This window comes from Paraburkholderia sp. CI3 (genome assembly GCF_050436505.1).
GTDB classification, from domain to species: Bacteria; Pseudomonadota; Gammaproteobacteria; order Burkholderiales; family Burkholderiaceae; genus Paraburkholderia; species Paraburkholderia tuberum.
Genome location: NZ_JBNDMI010000002.1, coordinates 776,607 through 794,492, shown reverse-complemented (window position 1 = coordinate 794,492; position 17,886 = coordinate 776,607). Strand labels below are relative to the sequence as shown.

The 17,886-nt window shown below is 65.1% G+C and carries 19 protein-coding genes; 12 read left to right on the top strand and 7 right to left on the bottom strand.

Going from position 1 to position 17,886, the window contains the following annotated elements; translation table 11 throughout:
• The first annotated feature begins 133 nt into the window (after positions 1-133).
• Complete coding sequence (locus tag OKW29_RS06510) at positions 134-310, top strand: DUF2934 domain-containing protein (protein WP_184035182.1); 177 nt, start codon at positions 134-136, stop codon at positions 308-310.
• Positions 311-574: 264 nt separating this feature from the next.
• Here the strand turns inward: OKW29_RS06510 and OKW29_RS06505 are convergent, their stop codons facing one another.
• Together OKW29_RS06505 and OKW29_RS06500 are read right to left on the bottom strand one after the other, a co-directional pair.
• Positions 575-748: a hypothetical protein gene (locus OKW29_RS06505; RefSeq protein WP_184035179.1), complete on the bottom strand. Its 174-nt coding sequence runs from the start codon at positions 746-748 to the stop codon at positions 575-577.
• Between the two features lie 63 nt (positions 749-811).
• Entirely contained in the window at positions 812-2,422 is a 1,611-nt protein-coding gene (locus tag OKW29_RS06500) for an FAD-dependent oxidoreductase (RefSeq protein WP_429290399.1), read from the bottom strand.
• A gap of 251 nt (positions 2,423-2,673) precedes the next feature.
• Between OKW29_RS06500 and OKW29_RS06495 the strand changes: the two genes are divergently transcribed.
• From OKW29_RS06495 to OKW29_RS06480, 4 genes are all read left to right on the top strand, one after another.
• Complete coding sequence (locus tag OKW29_RS06495) at positions 2,674-4,833, top strand: response regulator (protein WP_429290398.1); 2,160 nt, start codon at positions 2,674-2,676, stop codon at positions 4,831-4,833.
• Complete coding sequence (locus OKW29_RS06490) at positions 4,821-5,003, top strand: hypothetical protein (protein ID WP_429290768.1); 183 nt, start codon at positions 4,821-4,823, stop codon at positions 5,001-5,003. The genes OKW29_RS06495 and OKW29_RS06490 overlap by 13 nt, the downstream gene beginning before the upstream one ends.
• 281 nt (positions 5,004-5,284) lie before the next feature.
• Entirely contained in the window at positions 5,285-5,941 is a 657-nt protein-coding gene (locus tag OKW29_RS06485) for a hypothetical protein (RefSeq protein WP_429290397.1), read from the top strand.
• A gap of 28 nt (positions 5,942-5,969) precedes the next feature.
• A complete protein-coding gene (locus OKW29_RS06480; protein WP_429290396.1) occupies positions 5,970-6,455 on the top strand; it encodes a hypothetical protein in 486 nt (161 codons plus the stop codon).
• A gap of 292 nt (positions 6,456-6,747) precedes the next feature.
• On the opposite strand, the gene OKW29_RS06475 is transcribed toward OKW29_RS06480, so the two are convergent.
• The 3 genes from OKW29_RS06475 to OKW29_RS06465 all read right to left on the bottom strand — a co-directional run bounded on the left by OKW29_RS06475 (position 6,748) and on the right by OKW29_RS06465 (position 8,620).
• Entirely contained in the window at positions 6,748-7,767 is a 1,020-nt protein-coding gene (locus OKW29_RS06475) for a class I fructose-bisphosphate aldolase (RefSeq protein ID WP_184035168.1), read from the bottom strand.
• Between the two features lie 97 nt (positions 7,768-7,864).
• Positions 7,865-8,284: a secondary thiamine-phosphate synthase enzyme YjbQ gene (locus tag OKW29_RS06470; RefSeq protein ID WP_429290395.1), complete on the bottom strand. Its 420-nt coding sequence runs from the start codon at positions 8,282-8,284 to the stop codon at positions 7,865-7,867.
• A gap of 15 nt (positions 8,285-8,299) precedes the next feature.
• A complete protein-coding gene (locus OKW29_RS06465; protein ID WP_429290394.1) occupies positions 8,300-8,620 on the bottom strand; it encodes a thioredoxin family protein in 321 nt (106 codons plus the stop codon).
• A gap of 172 nt (positions 8,621-8,792) precedes the next feature.
• On the opposite strand from OKW29_RS06465, the gene OKW29_RS06460 reads away from it, so the two are divergent.
• The 5 genes from OKW29_RS06460 (at position 8,793) to OKW29_RS06440 (ending at position 13,277) form a co-directional block, all read left to right on the top strand.
• A complete protein-coding gene (locus OKW29_RS06460) occupies positions 8,793-9,089 on the top strand; it encodes a DUF2628 domain-containing protein (RefSeq protein ID WP_184062253.1) in 297 nt (98 codons plus the stop codon).
• A 78-nt stretch (positions 9,090-9,167) separates the two neighbouring features.
• The gene (locus OKW29_RS06455; RefSeq protein ID WP_429290393.1) at positions 9,168-9,665 is read left to right on the top strand and encodes a hypothetical protein; all 498 of its coding nucleotides are present in this window, start codon (positions 9,168-9,170) and stop codon (positions 9,663-9,665) included.
• 244 nt (positions 9,666-9,909) lie between these two features.
• Complete coding sequence (locus tag OKW29_RS06450) at positions 9,910-11,253, top strand: sugar efflux transporter (protein ID WP_429290392.1); 1,344 nt, start codon at positions 9,910-9,912, stop codon at positions 11,251-11,253.
• A gap of 216 nt (positions 11,254-11,469) precedes the next feature.
• Positions 11,470-12,504, top strand: a complete 1,035-nt coding sequence (gnd, locus tag OKW29_RS06445) for a phosphogluconate dehydrogenase (NAD(+)-dependent, decarboxylating) (protein WP_429290391.1) — start codon at positions 11,470-11,472, stop codon at positions 12,502-12,504.
• 74 nt (positions 12,505-12,578) lie between these two features.
• Positions 12,579-13,277, top strand: a complete 699-nt coding sequence (locus OKW29_RS06440; protein ID WP_184062245.1) for an HAD family hydrolase — start codon at positions 12,579-12,581, stop codon at positions 13,275-13,277.
• 51 nt (positions 13,278-13,328) lie between these two features.
• Here the strand turns inward: OKW29_RS06440 and OKW29_RS06435 are convergent, their stop codons facing one another.
• Positions 13,329-13,859, bottom strand: coding sequence for an ankyrin repeat domain-containing protein (locus tag OKW29_RS06435; protein WP_429290390.1), 531 nt, complete (start codon positions 13,857-13,859; stop codon positions 13,329-13,331).
• Positions 13,860-13,973: 114 nt separating this feature from the next.
• Positions 13,974-14,102 carry a hypothetical protein gene (locus tag OKW29_RS06430; RefSeq protein WP_260335472.1) on the bottom strand — a complete coding sequence of 43 codons (129 nt, stop codon included), beginning with the start codon at positions 14,100-14,102 and terminating at the stop codon, positions 13,974-13,976.
• Positions 14,103-14,322: 220 nt separating this feature from the next.
• Here OKW29_RS06430 and OKW29_RS06425 point away from each other — a divergent pair, with 220 nt between their 5' ends.
• Positions 14,323-16,716 (top strand): phosphoketolase family protein, encoded by a 2,394-nt coding sequence (locus OKW29_RS06425; protein ID WP_429290389.1) that lies wholly within the window; start codon positions 14,323-14,325, stop codon positions 16,714-16,716.
• 13 nt (positions 16,717-16,729) lie between these two features.
• Positions 16,730-17,881: an acetate/propionate family kinase gene (locus OKW29_RS06420; protein WP_429290388.1), complete on the top strand. Its 1,152-nt coding sequence runs from the start codon at positions 16,730-16,732 to the stop codon at positions 17,879-17,881.
• Positions 17,882-17,886 lie beyond the last annotated feature (5 nt).

Genomic DNA, 17,886 nt, shown 5'->3' with positions numbered 1-17,886 from the left:
GCCAGCCCCGTTGCAAAAGCGGGCCGCAGCACAGGTACAAGGTTTGCTCCTTCTGTCGTTGACGATACGCACGCGTCTCCCATCTTCGCCACGGCAGGCGCGCGCACGCAAACGGCCAAGCTGGAGTGAACAAATGGAACAGGAACCGAGCGTCGAGGAGCAGATCCGCACGCGCGCCTACTATCTGTGGGAGCAGGCGGCCGAGCCGAAGGGCACGCCCGAGCAATACTGGGAGCAGGCCCGCAGTGAGATCGAGAAGGAGGCACCACCGGTCGAGAGCGGGCCGGTGTCGGGTGATTCGATGAAATAGGCATTGCTCAACGGGATTGAGTAATAAGACTCCGAGCCGGCGAACCGCGTGCGGCTCCGGGACCGTTTTTCCATGCCCGATCTTCGCTCCGCAACATGAACGACACACCCGAGCCGCGCGGCACGAGTGCCGCCTCGCGCAGCGTGCCGTCGCATCGATGCGACGCGAACGGTGATTGCGCAGCCCCAGTTCGAGGATGGCCGATAGGTGGTTTTCCTGAGCAATCGTTGCTGATGCGTCCCGGCATCGCGGCTTGTTATCCGCCTATTGACCGGCGGGCTTGTCGTGCCCGCCCTTCGACTTGTCCTGCTCCGGCTCGATCTTCGTGGTGCCGCCTGTCGAAGGCGGGTCGCTAGCCGGGAAGCTGTCTTCGACCTGCTTGTCGATCTGCTGCTCGCTCTTTTCCGAGTGCGGATGCTTTTCCTTGTTTGTCGTCATGGTGGCTCCTTGCTCCAGGTTGAACGTCAAGACATCGGATCGCGCGAGTCCACGTGCGCATCGTCACGACGCCGCCGCTTCCGGCGCGCCGATGATCGCGAGCGCGTCGGCCCGCGACAGCCCGCCGCGCATCGCGTCGGAAAGCCGCGCGGTCAGCGCTTCGCGCTCGCAGGCGAACACCGCGTCGACGTGGCCGTCGCGCACGTACAGCGCGATGAACTGGTGACGATCGAAGTCGCCATCGACGACGATCTCATCCCACTCGCTCGCGTGGCCGAGGTATTCGAAGTTCTTGCCGTAGTGATAGGTCCAGAAGAACGGCACGTCGGCATAGCGATTGCGCAAACCGCACATGTTCTGCGCGGCGATGCGCGCATGCTGCTGCGAGACGCGCCAATGCTCGATACGCACCGGCTCCTGGTTCTCGTGCAGCGTGAACACGGCGATATCGCCGGCCGCATACAGACCGCACGCGGCGTTCATGCCGGCATTGACGACCACGCCGCCGTCCTTCTGCAATGGCAGTCCTTCGACAAACCCCGTAGCCGGCGCAACCCCCGTGCCCAGCAGCACGACATCGGCCGCGATGGCCTCGCCGCCGGCGAGCATCACCGCATGCACATTGCCTTCCTCGCCCTCGAGCGAAGCGACCTCGGCGTCGAGATAAAACTTGACGCCATTGCTTTCGTGCAGCGCGCGAAACATCTGGCCCGCGCGCTCGCCGAACTGCTTCGCGAACGGCACCTTGTCGCGCGAAATCACGGTGACGGGCACGCCGTGCTTGCGCAACGCGGACGCGACTTCGAGGCCGATGAAGCTGCTGCCGAGAATCGCGACGCGGGTTTGCGATGCATCGTCGCCGAGCGCGTCGATCAACGCGGCAGCATCGTCGAGGTGTCGAAGCACATGCACGCCGCCGAGTTCGCAGCCGGGCATGTCGGGCACTTTCGGCACGCTGCCGGTCGCGAGCAGCGCGGTGTCGTATTTCAGCGGCTCGATGCTCTGCTCGCTACCACCCGCGCCGGCTTCGAAATGGATCGTGTGCGCAGGCACGTCGAGCCGCGCGACCTTCGCGACAATGCGCTCGATGCCGTGCGTGTGCAGCCAGTCGGTCGGCAGCAGCGGCGGCACGTCGGCGGGCGTCATTTCAAACGAGGGGACGAATTTGCTCAGCGAGGTGCGGTCATAGGGCGCGTGCGCTTCGTCGCCGATCAGCGTGATGCGGCCCTCGAAGCCGAACTCGCGTAACGCGGCACAGGCAGCGGCGCCGGCCGCGCCCGCGCCGATTACCACGTAGTGCTTGTCTTGCGCGGTGGCATCGGGCGGGGATGTGTGCGCCGCCGGTGCCGCCGCGGCGATTTTTTCCGCCGACACGAGCACGTCGTCGCCATCGAGCGTGACCGGGTAGCGATCGAGCGGCAGCAGCGCGGGCGGCTCGAGCACGTTGCCGGTCGCGACGTCGAACGTACCCTTGTGCCATGGGCAGATGATGCGGCCGTGGCACAGCGCGCCCTCTTCGAGCGGGCCCCCGGCATGCGGGCAATCAGGCGAGTACGCCCGTACGGTGTCGCCATCGCGCACCAGCAGAATCGGCGTGCCGTCCACGATCACGCGCACCGCGCGGTCCGCTGGCAATTCCGGGAGCCGCGCGACGCGGCGGGCAGTCGTGGACATGGTGAGGCCTCGCGCAAGAAAGAGCTCGCGCAGCGCACGCAAACGCGTCGCGAGCGGTGACGGAAGTACGCTTGCCATCAAGCAGCGATAAGGCAGCAATCGTCGTGCCCGGACGCGTCGGCGGAGTGATGCCGTGAAGCTGCTTGGGAAGATAGGCCGAGTTGCGGTAAATTTCGAGACAGGGGAATTAGCGCGCGAACAGCGGCGTGCGAATTCACAGGCAATGCCTTCCTTGACCGTATGCAACTTTCATGGAGCAGGTGACCGTGCAGCGTGCAGAACGTGTCGCAGTCGATGTGCCGATGCCGTCACGCAACTTCGCCGCGACGCGGCGCATGCTGCTGATCTTGCTGGCCGTGTCGATCGTGTTTCCATTGGCCTGCCTCGTGGGCTATGGCTACTTCGACTACCAGCGCCGCATCTCCGATGCGAACGATATGATCGACCGCATCGCGCGCGTGGCGCAGGAGCAGGCCATCAAGGTGCTGGATTTGAACCGGCAGATGGCCTCGCGCGTGATCGAGCTGCTCGGCAATTCCGACGACGCGCAGATCCGCGCGCGCGAGCGCGAATTGCACGAGCGTCTGCAGAGCATCGGCGGCGACTTTCCGCAGGTGGCGTCGATCTCGCTGCTCGGTGTGAACGGCCAGTTACTTGCGTCGAGCCTCGCGTATCCGGCGCCGGCGATGACGATCGGCTTGCGCGACGACTTTCTCGCCGCGAAGGCGATGCGTCCGCAGCCGTATTTCTCGCTGCCGATGTTCGGCGCGCTGTCGAAGATCGACGTGTTCACGACCGCAATCGCCCGCACGGGTACGGACGGTCAGTTTCTCGGCGCGGTCACGGTGGCGCTGCGCAACGAATATTTTTCGCGCTTCTATCGCGAGCTGACCAACGGCGATCCGTCGCTCGCGCTCGCGCTGTACCGGCAGGACGGCAATCTGCTGGTGCGCTATCCGCCGTGGCCGGCCGGCGCGCGGCCGTCGATGCACAGCGCGTTCATGGCCGCGTTGCGCGACAAAGAGCTGTTCGGGCACGTGCGTCTGAATTCGACCGTCGACGGTGTCGAGCGGCTGCTCGCGTTTCGCCGTGTCGGCGACTATCCGTTGTATGTGATGAGCGCGTACGCGACGTCGTCGATCGTGGCGGCGTGGCGCACGCACTTTCTGTTGATCGCGGCGCTGACGGCGATGCCCTGCATCGCGATCTGGTGGCTCGTGCTGTATTCGCTGCGTCAGCTCGAGGCGGAGCGGCGCGCGTGGGAGCGGTGGCAGGGCGAGGTCGCGATGCGTCTGTCGGCCGAGGCGTCGAGCCGGCAACTGCAGCGCATGGGCGCGCTGGGCAATCTGGTCGCGAATGTCGCGCACGATTTCAACAACCTGCTGATGGTGGTGTCGGCGAACATCGAGCTCGCGCGCCTCAAGCATTACAACGATCTCGAGAAGGAAGTGCATGCGGTCGAGCGTGCCACGGCCACGGCCGAAGCGCTGACGCGGCGTCTCTTGAGCGTCGCGCGCAAGCAGCCGCTGAAGCAGGAGCCCGTCGAGCTTGCGCGCTGGCTGCCGGCCGCCGTGCCGCTGATCGACGCGGCGCTCGGCGACACAGTCGAACTGGCGTTGCGCATGCCGGAGAACCTGTGGCAGGTGCTCGTCGATCCGACCGATCTCGAGTTCGCGATCGTGAACATCGCGATGAACGCGCGCGATGCGATGCCGCGCGGCGGACGCTTCGTGATCCGCTGCCAGAACAATCGGCTGGTCAGCAGCGATACGCTGTTGCCGGACGGCGAGTACGTGCTGATCGCCTGTTCCGACGACGGCGAAGGGATGCCCGAATCGGTCGCGCGACGCGCGTTCGAGCCGTTGTTCACGACCAAGCTGCGCGGCTCGGGCACCGGCCTCGGGCTCGCCCAGGTGCTGTCGATGTCCGAGCAGGCCGGCGGAACCGCGAAGATCGACAGCGTGCTGGGCAGCGGCACGACGGTGCGGATGTTTCTGCCGCGCTATCGTGAGCGCGCCGCGCTGGCCGGCGCCGATGCGCGCCAGCCGCTGCCGACCGCGGCCGGGGCCGTGCTGCTCGTCGAGGACAACGAGGACGTCGCGGCCGGCGTGACCGCGGTGCTCGAAACCTTCGGCTGCGAGGTGCATCACGAGCCGACCGCCGACCAGGCGTTCGACGTGCTGAACGCCGGCGAGCGGTTCGAACTCGTGCTGTCGGACATCCAGATGCCGGGCAAGCTGAACGGTATCGACCTGGCGGAGAAGATCCGCAGCGCGTGGCCGTCGCAGAAGATCGCGCTGATGACCGGTTACGCCGACGAGCTCGACCGCGCGCGTCGGCTCGGCATTGCGATACTCGCGAAGCCGTTCAATATCGACGAACTGCATGCGCTGGTGGCTTGCGGCACCTGAACACCAACGCCGCGACCTCGACACGCGAGGGTGGCGATGCGGGCGCGACCGGGGAGACCACGCCTTCGACTCACCATCACATGAAGAAGCATTCGAAGTCGAAGAAGCCCATGACCGACTCGACGAATACGCCGGGCGCCGACGCGAGCAGCGATACGAAGGGGCAGTAAGCGCAGCGTGTCAAGGCAGAAGGGCCGCTGGAGTCGCGCGTCGGCTCCGGCCGTTTTTCTGTGCCCGCAGTCCCCGCCAGAGCCCGGCACCGTCGGCAACGGGGGGGTAGGGTTTTATGAGATGGTGCCATGTTGCACAATCGGGCCTCGTTAATTGACTGTGAGGCACGATGACTTCACCTTTTCGCGCTCCTCGCCTCGACGTCCGTGAAAGACGGCACGGACATTTCTTCTGGCAGAGCGTTCGCAAATCGATCTACCTTCACATTGAGTCGCCCCGCATGTTTGACGCGGACCGCTGGTTTCATTTTGCCCTGCCCGCCGGCGCACCCCGCGCGGGAAACGACGACCTGGCGCAAGGCATGGAGGAAGCGCGCGTAGCGTGGCTGCAACACGCCCCCTCGATGCTGCTGTCCCTCCAGTCGTACGAGCTGCGCGATGTGCTTGGCCGAAGTGACAACCGATTCGATATGCGCCGGATGGACGACCATGAGGTTGCAAAGGCCCTTTACAACGAAGTGCAGAACGGTGGCCTGCTCTTTGTGCCGGAGCGGGAGGATATGCGCAAGTGCGTGCGGGCGATACAGGAGCAGCGAGAAAAGGGTTCCAGGCAAGCGCCCGCGCGCGCGCAACAGCCAGCCGACGCGGACATGGCAAAGCTTCTTCGTAGCAACAGCGCGCGCGTGCCGCAGAATCTCGCCAATGTAAAGCCGTTCGAGTACACACCGGACGCGGCAAGTGGCGACATTGAGGTACTGGCGGGCGCCGAGGGAATGCCGGGTAATAATCAGGCGCAAAACAGGCAGACTCGTGACGTAGCAACTGCCTTGGGCCTCAACAAAAATCAGGCGCAGCAGCTTCATCGGGAAATTGGCGGTCAACGGCTCGGCTATCACGAAATAATGGAACGCGCCAAAGATATGTTCAACTTGTGGTAACGCGGCCAACAAACAGTGGAATTACCGAATGATTAACACACGAGACGAGATTGAGCGCCGCCTGTCAGCTGTTGAAGGACTGCCGATAAGTGCGGTACATCATGCAGCAGGCACACTGACGATGCAGTTTGGCTCCCTAAGACCGGTAGCCAATTTCAAAGGTGCGATCAGGCACGTTGGGGAGTGGTCGTTACATATCCAATGCAACTGGAAAATAGAACAGGCTGGCAGTGCGATTGCAACGCAAGATGATCTTTTCGGTCCCGATGAAAAGGCACACCGTTCGGCTCAGCGTATTGACGATTTGCTGGTCAAACAGGGCCCTGCCATTGTGAAAGGCGTATCGGGAAGCGAAGAAGGCGGTGCAGACATTTTACTGTCCAGTGGCTTGCGGCTTGTCATCAGCCCGAACAGTGCACCTGACGAAGAAGACTGGCGCTTTTTTGACCCAACCTCCGATGCGAAGCACTTTATCATCGAGGGCGGCAAGGTTGATCCCTGGTCTTTATCGTGACGAACGTCGCCAGGAAAAGGCAAATCTCGGCGTTGAATTACCTGCAAAGCCCGTAACAATCGCTGAGGGGTCAATTGGTACTGTCGGCGTTTCGTGCGTACTTATCCGCGCACCTGTCGGCCAGCGCATCCAGGGATGGGACACGGCGACCTGATGCAGGTGCGCCGTGCATGGGCGAAGTCGCAAGCGCTGTGATATGTGCAGGATGGATGTTATGCGCGGACGGGATCCAGAAGCCTTTTTCCACAGCTCCCGGGTTGCCTGCGCCCGCGCCCGGGTTCCATCCCTGGGTTCAATCCTTTTCCATCGCCGCGTCGTACTTGCCGAGCGCGGCCGCGCCGTTCAGACGCGCGCGCTTGAGCAACGCCTGCTGCGCTTCCTTCACGTTGGCCGGCTGTCCGCGCCACGCATTCAACGGCGGCTCCTGCAACGCGCGCCCGTACGAAAAGCTCAGATTCCACGGCAGCGCACCGAGCCGGTTCATCGCACTGAGATTGGCGGTAGCCTCCTCGGGCGACTGTCCGCCCGACAGGAACACGAGACCGGGAACCGAAGAGGGCACCGTACGCATCAGCACGCGCACGGTCGCCGCCGCGATATGCGCCGTGCTCGACTGCTGCTGATGCTCGGAGCCGGCCAACACCATGCTCGGCTTCAGCACGATATGCTCGAGCACCACGCGATGCCGATGCAGCGCATGAAACACCTCGTGCAACACGGCCTCGGTGACTTCCGCGCAACGCTCGATCGTGTGCTCGCCGTCCATCAGCACCTCGGGTTCGACGATCGGCACGATGCCGGCTTCCTGGCTGATCGCCGCGTAGCGCGCGAGCGAATCGGCGTTCGCCTCGATCGCGAGCCGGCTCGGCAGGCTCGCCGTGATGTTGTAGACCGCGCGCCACTTCGCGAAGCGCGCGCCTTGCCGCTTGTAATCGGCGAAGCGTTTGGCGAGACCGTCGAGGCCTTCGGTGATCTCGTCGCCGGGAGCGAGCGCGAGCGGCACCTTGCCGAGGTCGACCTTGATGCCGGGCACGATGCCGTTTGCCGCGGCCACCTGCGGGAACGGCGTGCCATCGTCGGCTTTCTGGCCGAGCGTTTCTTCGTAGAGGATCACGCCGCTCACGAACTCGCCGAGGCCGGGCGTCGTCAGGAGCAGGTTGCGATACGCGCGACGGTTTTCCTCGGTCGATTCGAGGCCGATCGTCTTGAAGCGTTTGGCGATGGTCGGGCCGCTTTCGTCGGCGGCGAGAAGACCCTTGCCCGGTTGAACCATCGCCTTGACGGTGGCTTGCAGCTCGCTACGGGTGTCCATGAGGTGTGCTCCCTTGGGTAGGCTCCGTTCGATGCGGTGTGCGGAGAAGTGCCGGTGACAGTTTCCTTTGCGTGACGAGTGGGTGCGAAAGCGGGCTTCATTCGCCGAGCAGATGCAACACGATATCGCGCGGCTGCGGGTGACGCCGATGTTCGAACAGATACAGCCCCTGCCATGTGCCGAGCACCATCCTTCCATGCTCGACGGGCACGGACAACTGCACCTGGGTGAGCGCCGTGCGCAGATGCGCGGGCATGTCGTCGGGGCCTTCGGTGTCGTGCTCGTAGCGCGTGTCGTCCTCGGGCGCGAGGGTCTCGAAGTAGCGCTGCAGATCTCGCCGCACGGACGGATCGGCATTCTCCTGAATCAGCAGCGACGCCGACGTGTGCCGGCAAAACAGCGTCAGCAGACCGGTACGGATGTCCGTCTCGTCGACGAAGCGGCGCGCGTCGTCGGTAAATTCGACGAGGCCGCGGCCGCGGGCCTGGACACTCAGATGATGGATGACCTGGCGCATGACGGAGCTCGAATCTCAGAGCGACGCGAACGCGTCGTCGATATCCTCGGCGCTGCGTGGCCGCACCACGCGCGCGACCTCGGCGCCGTCGCGCATCAGCACGAGCGTCGGCCACAGTTTGACCTTGAACGAGCGGCCGAGCGTGTGGCCGGGGCCGTCCTCGATCTTCAGATGCCGCAGGCCCGCGTGCGGCGCGAGCGCCTGGCGAATCGATGCCTGCGCGCCTTGGCAATAGCCGCACCAGTCGGTGCCGAACTCGACGACGGTGACGCCGGGCAGCGAGTCCAGCTCGGCGCGGGTCGGTCCTTTCGGGGAATAAGCTGTCGGCGAGGTCATGCATGCTCCGCTGCTGATCGTGATCTGCCAAGGGTAGCAGCTATGCCGCGGATCGTCAGCGCGGCGGCCGTATGCTGCCGATGCGCGCGGTGTCGCCGCGGCATGTTAAAAAGCGGTGCGCGCGTGCTCGACCGATCGACGCGCCGCGTCATCGCACGGAACCTCGCAAAACATGAACACACGAATCTATCTGCAACATCCGCAACACCAAGACGCTATCGCGGTCGCGACCGGCTTCAGCTGGGGCGCGTGCCTGCTCGGCTTCATCTGGGCGCTGTCGAAGAGAATGTGGTTCGCCGCGTTCGTGATGCTAGGCATCAACGTGATCCTGCTCGGCATCGGTCTGTGGGGCGAGACGGCCGATCTGATCGGCTTCGTGCTGTCGATCGTGTTCGCGTTCGCATGCGGCGCGTATGGCAACCGGTGGCACCGCTGGACGCTCGAACAGCGCGGCTACGTCGTGGTGTGATGCGTTCGCGCTGGAGCGGGGATTGCTGCGCGCAGGAATGTGATCGAAGTTGAGTTCAATCCGTCATGGAGGCGTTTCATGCTCATTGCATCGGCAATCGCAGGTCTTTCGGCTGATCGGCTTTCGACGCGCTGCGCGCGGGCGGCCGCGCTGGCTGCATCGTTGGTCATGTTGGTCATGTTGGCCATCGCGCCGCTCGCGCACGGCGCCGACGCGGCGCCCCCCGCCACGATTGCGGCCACCCCAGCCACGGCAGCCTCCGCCCCCGCCGACGACACCTTCCTGCTGACGATCTTCCTGCGCCACGACGAATCGAAGCCGCTGCCGAAAATCAACGATCAACTGCGCGAGCAGGGCTTCTTCAAGACCTTCCCGCCGCCAGGCATCGAAGTCGTGTCGTGGTACGTGATGATGGGCATCGGGCAGGTCGTGACGCTGCGCGTGCCCGCGAGCCGGTTGCGCGAAGTGAACCGCGCGATCGAATCGACCGCGTGGGGCGGCTATCACACCGAGTTCTATCCGACCTACGACTACAAGGCGCAGGCGCAGCAAATGCGCGCAACTGAGGGCAAGTAGCGTTGAGCGTGCCAGCAGCTTGCCGCTAACGGCACGCATCGGCACGCATCGGCCCGGCGCGGCGCGAGTCGCCGGATGCATCCGCACGTTTCTCACGGATTTGGGACAGCTCTTAGCGGGTTTACGCGAGCCGCGCTCCGGGTCGATAATGCCCCGGTCGTTCCGGCCCCCTGCCTGCGACGCCTAACGTGCCTTCGAGCGCTTCGCTGCGTGTCGAGGCCCGCTCCACCTGACCCACCGCCCCGTGTTGAAAACTGCGCGTTTTTTCGACCTGCTTCGCATTCCTGGCTTCAAGCCGCTCGCCGCCGCCACCCTGATGCTCGGTGTGGCGATGTCCTTCACCGCACCGTATCTGTCTCTGTTCGGCATCGAACGCGCCGGCATGACGCCGTTCCGGCTCGGCGTATTCATGACGCTGATCGCCGCGAGCGGCGTGCTCGCGAGCACGGTGGCGGGGCGCTGGAGCGACCGGAGCGGGCGGCATCGACCGTTATTGCTGGCGGCGCTCATCGCAGCCGCGCTCGGCTACCTGTGTCTGTGCGTGGTGCGCGATTACCGGCTGCTGCTCGTGGTCGGCATCGTGTTCATCGGCGCGGGCGGATCGGCGATTTCGATGGTGTTCTCGTTCAGCCGCGCGGCGCTGCCGGTGCCCGACCCTGCCGAGCGCGTGTTCGCGAGCGCGACGCTGCGTACGATCCTCTCGGCCGCATGGGTGTTCGGGCCGGCGGTCGGCGCGCTGGTGCTCGCCGCGACGAGCTTCACCGGACTCTTCCTGTTCGCGGCCGCCAGCTTCGCGACCTGCGGCTTCATCGTCTGGCGCATGGAGGAGCCGCAGAGCCATCTCGGCGATCACACGGTCGAGGACACCGCGTCGGAGCCGTCCGCGTCGATCACGGTGCCTCCGCTGAGGCAGCCCGGCGAGGACGCGCACGAAACGCTGCCGGTCGCGTCGGCGAACGACATCCTGCGCTCGGTGACCGCGCTGACCTTGCTCGGCCTCGCCGCGAACGCGACGATGATCGTACTGCCGCTGTACATCGTGCATGGGCTCAACGGCACGCATCTCGACGTGTCGGTGATGCTCGGTCTCGGCGCGCTGACCGAGATCCCGATGATGCTCGCGCTCGGCGCGAAGTCGTCGTCGCTGCACAAGCCGAACTGGCTTGCCGCGTGCGCGGCCGTGCATGCGGTGTACTTCGTCGCGATGTCGCTGGCGGGCAACGTCAGCGTGCTGATCCCGATGCAGATGCTGAACGCATTCGTGGTCGCCGTGACCTCGTGCCTCGGCATGACCTACGTGCAGGATCTGATGCCGCATTCGCCCGGGCGCGCGACCGCGCTGTTCTTCAATGCGGCGCGGGTCGGCTCGATCCTGTCGGGCGTGCTGTCGGGGCTGCTCGTGCAGGCGTTCAGCTATCGCGGCACGTTCCTGTTCTGCGGACTGCTGGCGCTGTGCGCGCTGGTGCTGTTCGCGGTGCCCGGCTATCGCTATCCGCTGATGTGGCGCGCGGTCAAGCGCGTCGCGGCCGAGCAATACGCGAAGCTGGCCGCCCGCCGCGGCACGCGCGTGCCCGAGCGTAGCGAATGACACGTGAGCTCGCCGCGTTCGCTTTCGTGCGGATGCGGCGCGCCTCCAGTTGCGTGGAACTTTGAGCCGCGCTGCGCCTCTGCAAAAAAGTGCGGCTTGCTTCGATACATGCGGCGTAGCTCGCGACACAGCGTCTATGCTTAAGGGCAGCCACGCCGCCGCAACACGACGACCGGAAAATCGGGCAGCGCAACGCAGCATCTTTCGGAGCGAGCCATGCAGCTAGGCATGATTGGATTGGGACGAATGGGCGCCGACATGGTGCGGCGCCTGACCAGGGGAGCTCAGCAGTGCATCGTCTACGACGTGCAGCCGGCGGCGATCGACAGGCTGAAGCAGGAAGGCGTGGCCGGCGCGAGCTCGCTCGAAGACCTCGTCGCGAAGCTCGACAAGCCGCGCGCCGTGTGGCTGATGGTGCCCGCCGCCGTGGTCGACGCGACGCTCGACAAGCTCGTGCCGCTGCTCGAGCCGGGCGATGTCGTGATCGACGGCGGCAACTCCTACTACCATGACGACATCCGCCGCGGCCAGCAACTCGGCGCGCGCCAGCTTCATTACGTGGACGTCGGCACGAGCGGCGGCGTCGCGGGGCGCGAGCGCGGCTACTGCCTGATGATCGGCGGCGAGGCTGAGGTCGTCAAACGGCTCGAACCGATCTTCTCGACGTTGGCGCCCGGCGTGGGCACGCAGAGCGCGACACCGGGCCGCGCGGCGGGCGCGAGCACCGCTGAGCAGGGTTTTCTGCATTGCGGCCCGCAAGGCGCGGGGCATTTCGTCAAGATGGTTCATAACGGCATCGAGTATGGGCTGATGGCCGCCTACGCCGAGGGTCTGAACGTGCTGCGCCACGCCGACGCCGGCCGGCACGCGCGCGAGGCCGATGCGGAGACGTCGCCGCTGCGCCGTCCCGAGCTGTATCAGTACGATCTGAATCTCGCGGATATCGCCGAGGTCTGGCGGCGCGGCAGTGTGATCGGCTCGTGGCTGCTCGACCTGATCGCCGGCTCGCTCGCCGGCGACACCGAACTGAAAGGCTACGCGGGCCGCGTATCGGATTCGGGCGAGGGGCGCTGGACCGTCACGGCGGCCATCGACGAAGGTGTGCCGACACCGGTGCTCAGCGCGGCGCTGTTCGCGCGCTTCAGTTCACGCGGAGAAGCCGATTTCGCGAATCGCGTGCTGTCGGCGATGCGGCACGATTTCGGCGGCCACGCGGAAAAACCCGTTGCGCCAGACGGCGGGCTGAAGTAGCCGAGGCCATCCACGCGTGCGCTATTACGCCGATCCGCCAAACCGTCCCGCCGAACTTGCCACAAGGAACCCTGATGCCAGTCACCTCCGCCACGCCGCACGACGTCGTGTTTCTGTTCGATTGCGACAACACGCTGCTCGACAACGATCACGTGCTGCAGGATCTGCGCGCGCACATGATGGGCCAGTTCGGCGAAGAGAACAGTGCGCGCTATTGGGAAATCTTCGAGAACCTGCGCACCGAACTCGGTTACGCCGACTACCTCGGCGCGCTGCAGCGCTACCGGACCGAGCATCCACGCGACACGCGCCTGCTGTTGATGTCGTCGTTCCTGATCGAGTATCCGTTTGCGAACCGGCTCTATCCGGGTGCGCTCGACGCGCTGCGGCATCTCGGCAAGCACGGGCCGACGGTGATCCTGTCGGATGGCGACGTCGTGTTCCAGCCGCGCAAGATTTCGCGCTCGGGCTTGTGGGACGAAGTCGACGGGCGCGTGCTGATCTACATCCACAAGGAGTTGATGCTCGACCAGGTGATGGAATGCTATCCGGCGCGCCATTACGTGATGGTCGACGACAAGCTGCGAATCCTGAGCGCGATGAAGAAGGCATGGGGCGCGGAGCTGACCACCGTGTTTCCGCGCCAGGGACACTATGCGTTCGATGCGAAGGAGATCGCGAGCAATCCGCCCGCGGACGTGACGGTCGGGCGGATCGGCGAGTTGGCGGAGATCGACGTGCAAACGCTGTTGCGTAGCGCGAAGGGCAACTAGGCGGCGCCGCGCGCGTGGTGCGGGCGCCGTTTCATGGGTGACATCGCGGGCTCACGCGCCCAGCGCTTTCAGGCGCGCCTCGGTATCGGCCGCGCCCATCCGTGCGGCGGCATCGGCCGCGCTGACGCCGTTCGCGTCGCGCGCATGCGGATCCGCGCCGTGCGCGAGCAGCAGATCGACGATCGCGGTGCGGTTGAACATCGCCGCGATCATCAGCGCGGTACGGCCATCGGGCGATGCGCCTTCGACGTCGGCGCCATGCGCGAGCAAGGTTTCGATCACCTTGTCGAAGCCCTTGAACGCGGCGCCCGCGATCGGCGTCTGGCCCGCGTCGTTGCGCAGGTTCGCATCGGCGCCCCGGTCGAGCAGCGTGCGCACCGCGTCGACGTGGCCGTGGTAGCTCGCGAGCATCAGCAGGCTGTCGCCGCGCTCGTTGCGCAAATTCGGCGGCACGCCTTTCTCGATGACGGCCGCGAGCATCGTCGCATCGCCGCGCCGCGCGAGGTCGAAGACTTCGCGCGCGAGCGCCTGCAATTCGGGATCGGGTTGCGATGCGGGCGGGTTGTCGGTGTGGTCGGTCAAGGCACTCTCCTTGCGATGAATGAGCGGCGTGTTGCCAATGCCGCGCCCGGTCTTTCAGCGAGCATACACATTCCGTGGCGCTCGCGTTCGCACGCTGGCAGCCGCGCCGCTGTGCTAGACGTGGTCGAACAGCTTGACCAGCAGCCCGAATATGCCGATCGGTATGGCGACCGCGAGGCATGTGAACACGAGCGTAAGGACCAGGACCACGAGCACTTTGAGCGCACTGGGAGATGTCGACATGGCGGCCATTGACCTGAGACAGGAAATCACGAAAAGAAAGCAGACAGCGCAAGGAGTTGCAGCACGAATGCCACATTCAGCGCGACATACTGCGAGTGGTAGAAAGCATTCGCCCCCGTTTGAGCAGCTTAGTACATTCGACTCGCACCGCCCGGCTTCGTTTCGAGTGCGCGGCATCATCCGCCAACCAGCCTGACAGTTCTTTTCGAGGAGTGACGCCATGGCCGAAGCAACCTCGCATCCCACCCCACCGCAAGTTCTGGATCCCGATACGCTGCGCAACCTCGACCGCTACTGGCGCGCATGCAATTACCTGTCGGTGGGCATGATCTATCTGCGCGACAACCCGTTGCTGCGCGAACCACTGAAGGCCGAGCACATCAAGAACCGGCTGCTCGGCCACTGGGGCTCCGACGCCGGCCAGAGCTTCGTGCTCGTGCATCTGAACCGGCTGATCCGCAAACACGATCTCGACGTGATCTTTCTGTCCGGCCCCGGTCACGGCGCCCCCGCGAGCCTCGCGCACTGCTACCTGGAAGGCCACTACTCGGAAATTTATCCGGACCGCAGCGAGGACGAAGCCGGTATGCGGCGCTTTTTCCGGCAATTCTCGTTCCCGGGCGGCATCGGTTCGCATTGCACGCCCGAAACGCCGGGCTCGATTCACGAAGGGGGCGAACTCGGCTACAGCCTGTCGCACGGCTACGGCGCCGCGTTCGACAACCCTGAGCTGATCGTCACCGTGATGATCGGCGACGGCGAAGCGGAAACCGGCCCGCTCGCCACGTCGTGGCATTCGAACAAGTTCCTGAACCCGATCCGCGACGGCGCTGTGCTGCCGGTGCTGCATCTGAACGGCTACAAGATCGCCAACCCGACGCTGCTCGCGCGCATTCCGCGTGAGGAACTCGAAGCATTGATGGTCGGCTACGGGCACAAGCCGTATTTCGTCGAAGGCGACGATCCCGACACGATGCATCAGCAGATGGCCGCGACGCTCGAACAATGCATCGACGAAATTCGCGCGATCCAGCAGCATGCGCGGCAGAACAACGACACCACGCGCCCGCGCTGGCCGATGATCGTGCTGCGCTCGCCGAAGGGCTGGACCGGGCCGAAGGAAGTCGACGGTCACAAGGTGGAAGGCTCGTGGCGCTCGCATCAGGTGCCGGTGGCCGATGCGGTGAGCAATCGCAAGAGTCTGCAGATCGTCGAGGATTGGCTGCGCAGCTACGGCCCCGAAACGCTGTTCGACGCGAACGGCCGGCTCGTCGAAGAACTGCGCGCGCTCGCGCCCGAGGGCGCGCGCCGCATCAGCGCGAATCCGCACGCGAACGGCGGACTGTTGTGCAAGATGCTCGACATGCCGCCGTTCCGCGACTACGCGGTGGCCGTGAAGAAACCGGCGGCGGCGTATACGTCGCCGACCGCGGTGCTCGGCACGTTCCTGCGCGACGTGATGCGCAACAACATGTCGAACTTCCGGCTGTTCGGTCCCGACGAAACTTCGAGCAACAAGCTGCACGCGGTCTATGAAGCGTCGGGCAAGACCTGGCTCGCCGCGCTCGAACCGGGCGACGCCGACGGCGGCGAACTGTCGCCCGATGGCCGCGTGATGGAAATGCTCAGCGAGCACACGCTCGAAGGCTGGTTGGAAGGCTATGCGCTGACGGGCCGTCACGGACTCTTCGCGACCTACGAAGCGTTCGTGCACGTGATCGACTCGATGTTCAACCAGCACGCGAAGTGGCTCGAAAAAGCCAAGCGCGAGCTCGGCTGGCGGCAGCCGGTGCCGTCGCTCAATCTGCTGATCACGTCGATCGTGTGGCGCCAGGATCACAACGGTTTCACGCACCAGGACCCCGGTTTTCTCGACGTGGTCACGAACAAGAGCCCGGACGTCGTGCGCATCTATCTGCCGCCCGACGCGAACTGTCTGCTGAGCGTCGCCGATCACTGCCTGCGCTCGCGCGACTACGTGAACGTGATCGTGTCCGACAAGCAGCCGCACCTGGACTATCTCGACATGGACGCGGCCGTCACGCATTGCACCAAGGGCATCGGCATCTGGGACTGGGCGTCGACCGATCAGGGCGTCGAGCCGGACGTCGTGATCGCGTGCGCGGGCGACATCGCGACGATGGAAGCCCTCGCCGCCGTGCAGATCCTGAAGGAGCGCTGCCCGACGCTGAAGATCCGCTTCGTCAACGTGGTCGATCTGTTCCGCCTGATGCCCGAGCATGCGCATCCGCATGGACTGTCCGACCGCGATTTCGATTCGCTGTTTACGACCAGCAAGCCGGTGATCTTCAACTTCCACTCGTATGCGGCGCTCGTGCACAAGCTCACGTACAACCGTCAGAATCACGGAAACATGCACGTGCATGGCTATGACGAGAAGGGCAACATCAATACCCCGCTCGAACTCGCGATCATCAACGGCGTCGACCGCTTCACGCTGGCGATCGATGCGATCGATCGCGTGCCGTCGCTGCGCGGCGTCGGCGATCATACGAAGGAGTGGCTGCGCGGGCAGATCATCGAGCATCTCGCGTATGCGCACGAGGAAGGGATCGACAAGGAGGAAATCCGCAACTGGACGTGGAAAGGCTGAGCGAGGAGGCGCCATGCACGACCACGATCAGGAACGGACGATCCTCGTGCTAAACAGCGGGTCGTCATCGCTGAAGTTCGGGCTGTTCGCCCACTCGGCCAACGACGAAACACTGTTGCTCGAAGGCGCGGCCGAGGGCATCGGCCGTGACGACGGCCGCCTGAGGATCAGAGCGGCCGATGGCCGCGTGCTGTTGCAGCAGGAGCACTTGCTCCAATCGCAGACCGAGGCGTTGCAGGCGCTCTCGCAGGTGCTCGTGCAACAGCATCATGCGCGGCCCTCGGCGGTGGGGCATCGCGTCGTGCATGGCGGTCCGCATCTGCGCACGCACCAGCTCATCACCGACGACGTGCGCCGTCAGTTGCGCGACGCGCTGCACTTCGCGCCGCTGCATATCCCGCCGGCACTCGCGCTCATCGATGAAGCCACGCAGATCTTCGCCGACGCGCCGCACTATGCGTGCTTCGACACCGCGTTTCACGCGACGCTGCCGCCGCGTGCGGCGCAGCTCGCGTTACCGGGCCGTTATGCGGACGCTGGTGTGATCCGCTATGGCTTTCATGGGCTGTCGTATGAATCGCTGGTCATGCAGCTCGGCGCGGCGTTGCCGTCGCGAGCGGTGTTCGCGCATCTCGGCAATGGGGCGAGCCTGTGCGCGCTGCTCGACGGCCGCTCGGTCGATACGTCGATGGGCCTGACGCCGACCGGCGGCATCCCGATGGGCACGCGCTGCGGTGACCTCGATCCGGGCGTGCTGCTGTATCTGCTGCGCGCGGAACGGCTCGACGCCGATGCGCTGGAAGCGCTGCTCAATCGCCGCAGCGGGCTGGCCGGTTACGCGGACGGCGAAAGCGACATGCAAGTGCTCGAAAAACGCGCGGCGGCCGGCGACGCGCGGGCGTCGCTCGCGCTCGATGCTTTTGCGACCGCGGTGCGCAAGACGATCGGCGGGTACGCGGCACTGCTTGGCGGCATCGATCTGCTCGTGTTTACCGGCGGGATCGGCGAGCACAGCGCCGAGGTTCGGCGGCGCGTATGCGATGGGCTTGCGTTTCTTGGGCTCGTCGAAAACGACCCGGCGGGCAAGGTGAGGGTATTGCACACCGAGGAGGAAAGGCAGATCGCGCGGCATTGCCGGGCACTGCTGCAAGTGGGCGGGAGCTGAGCCGC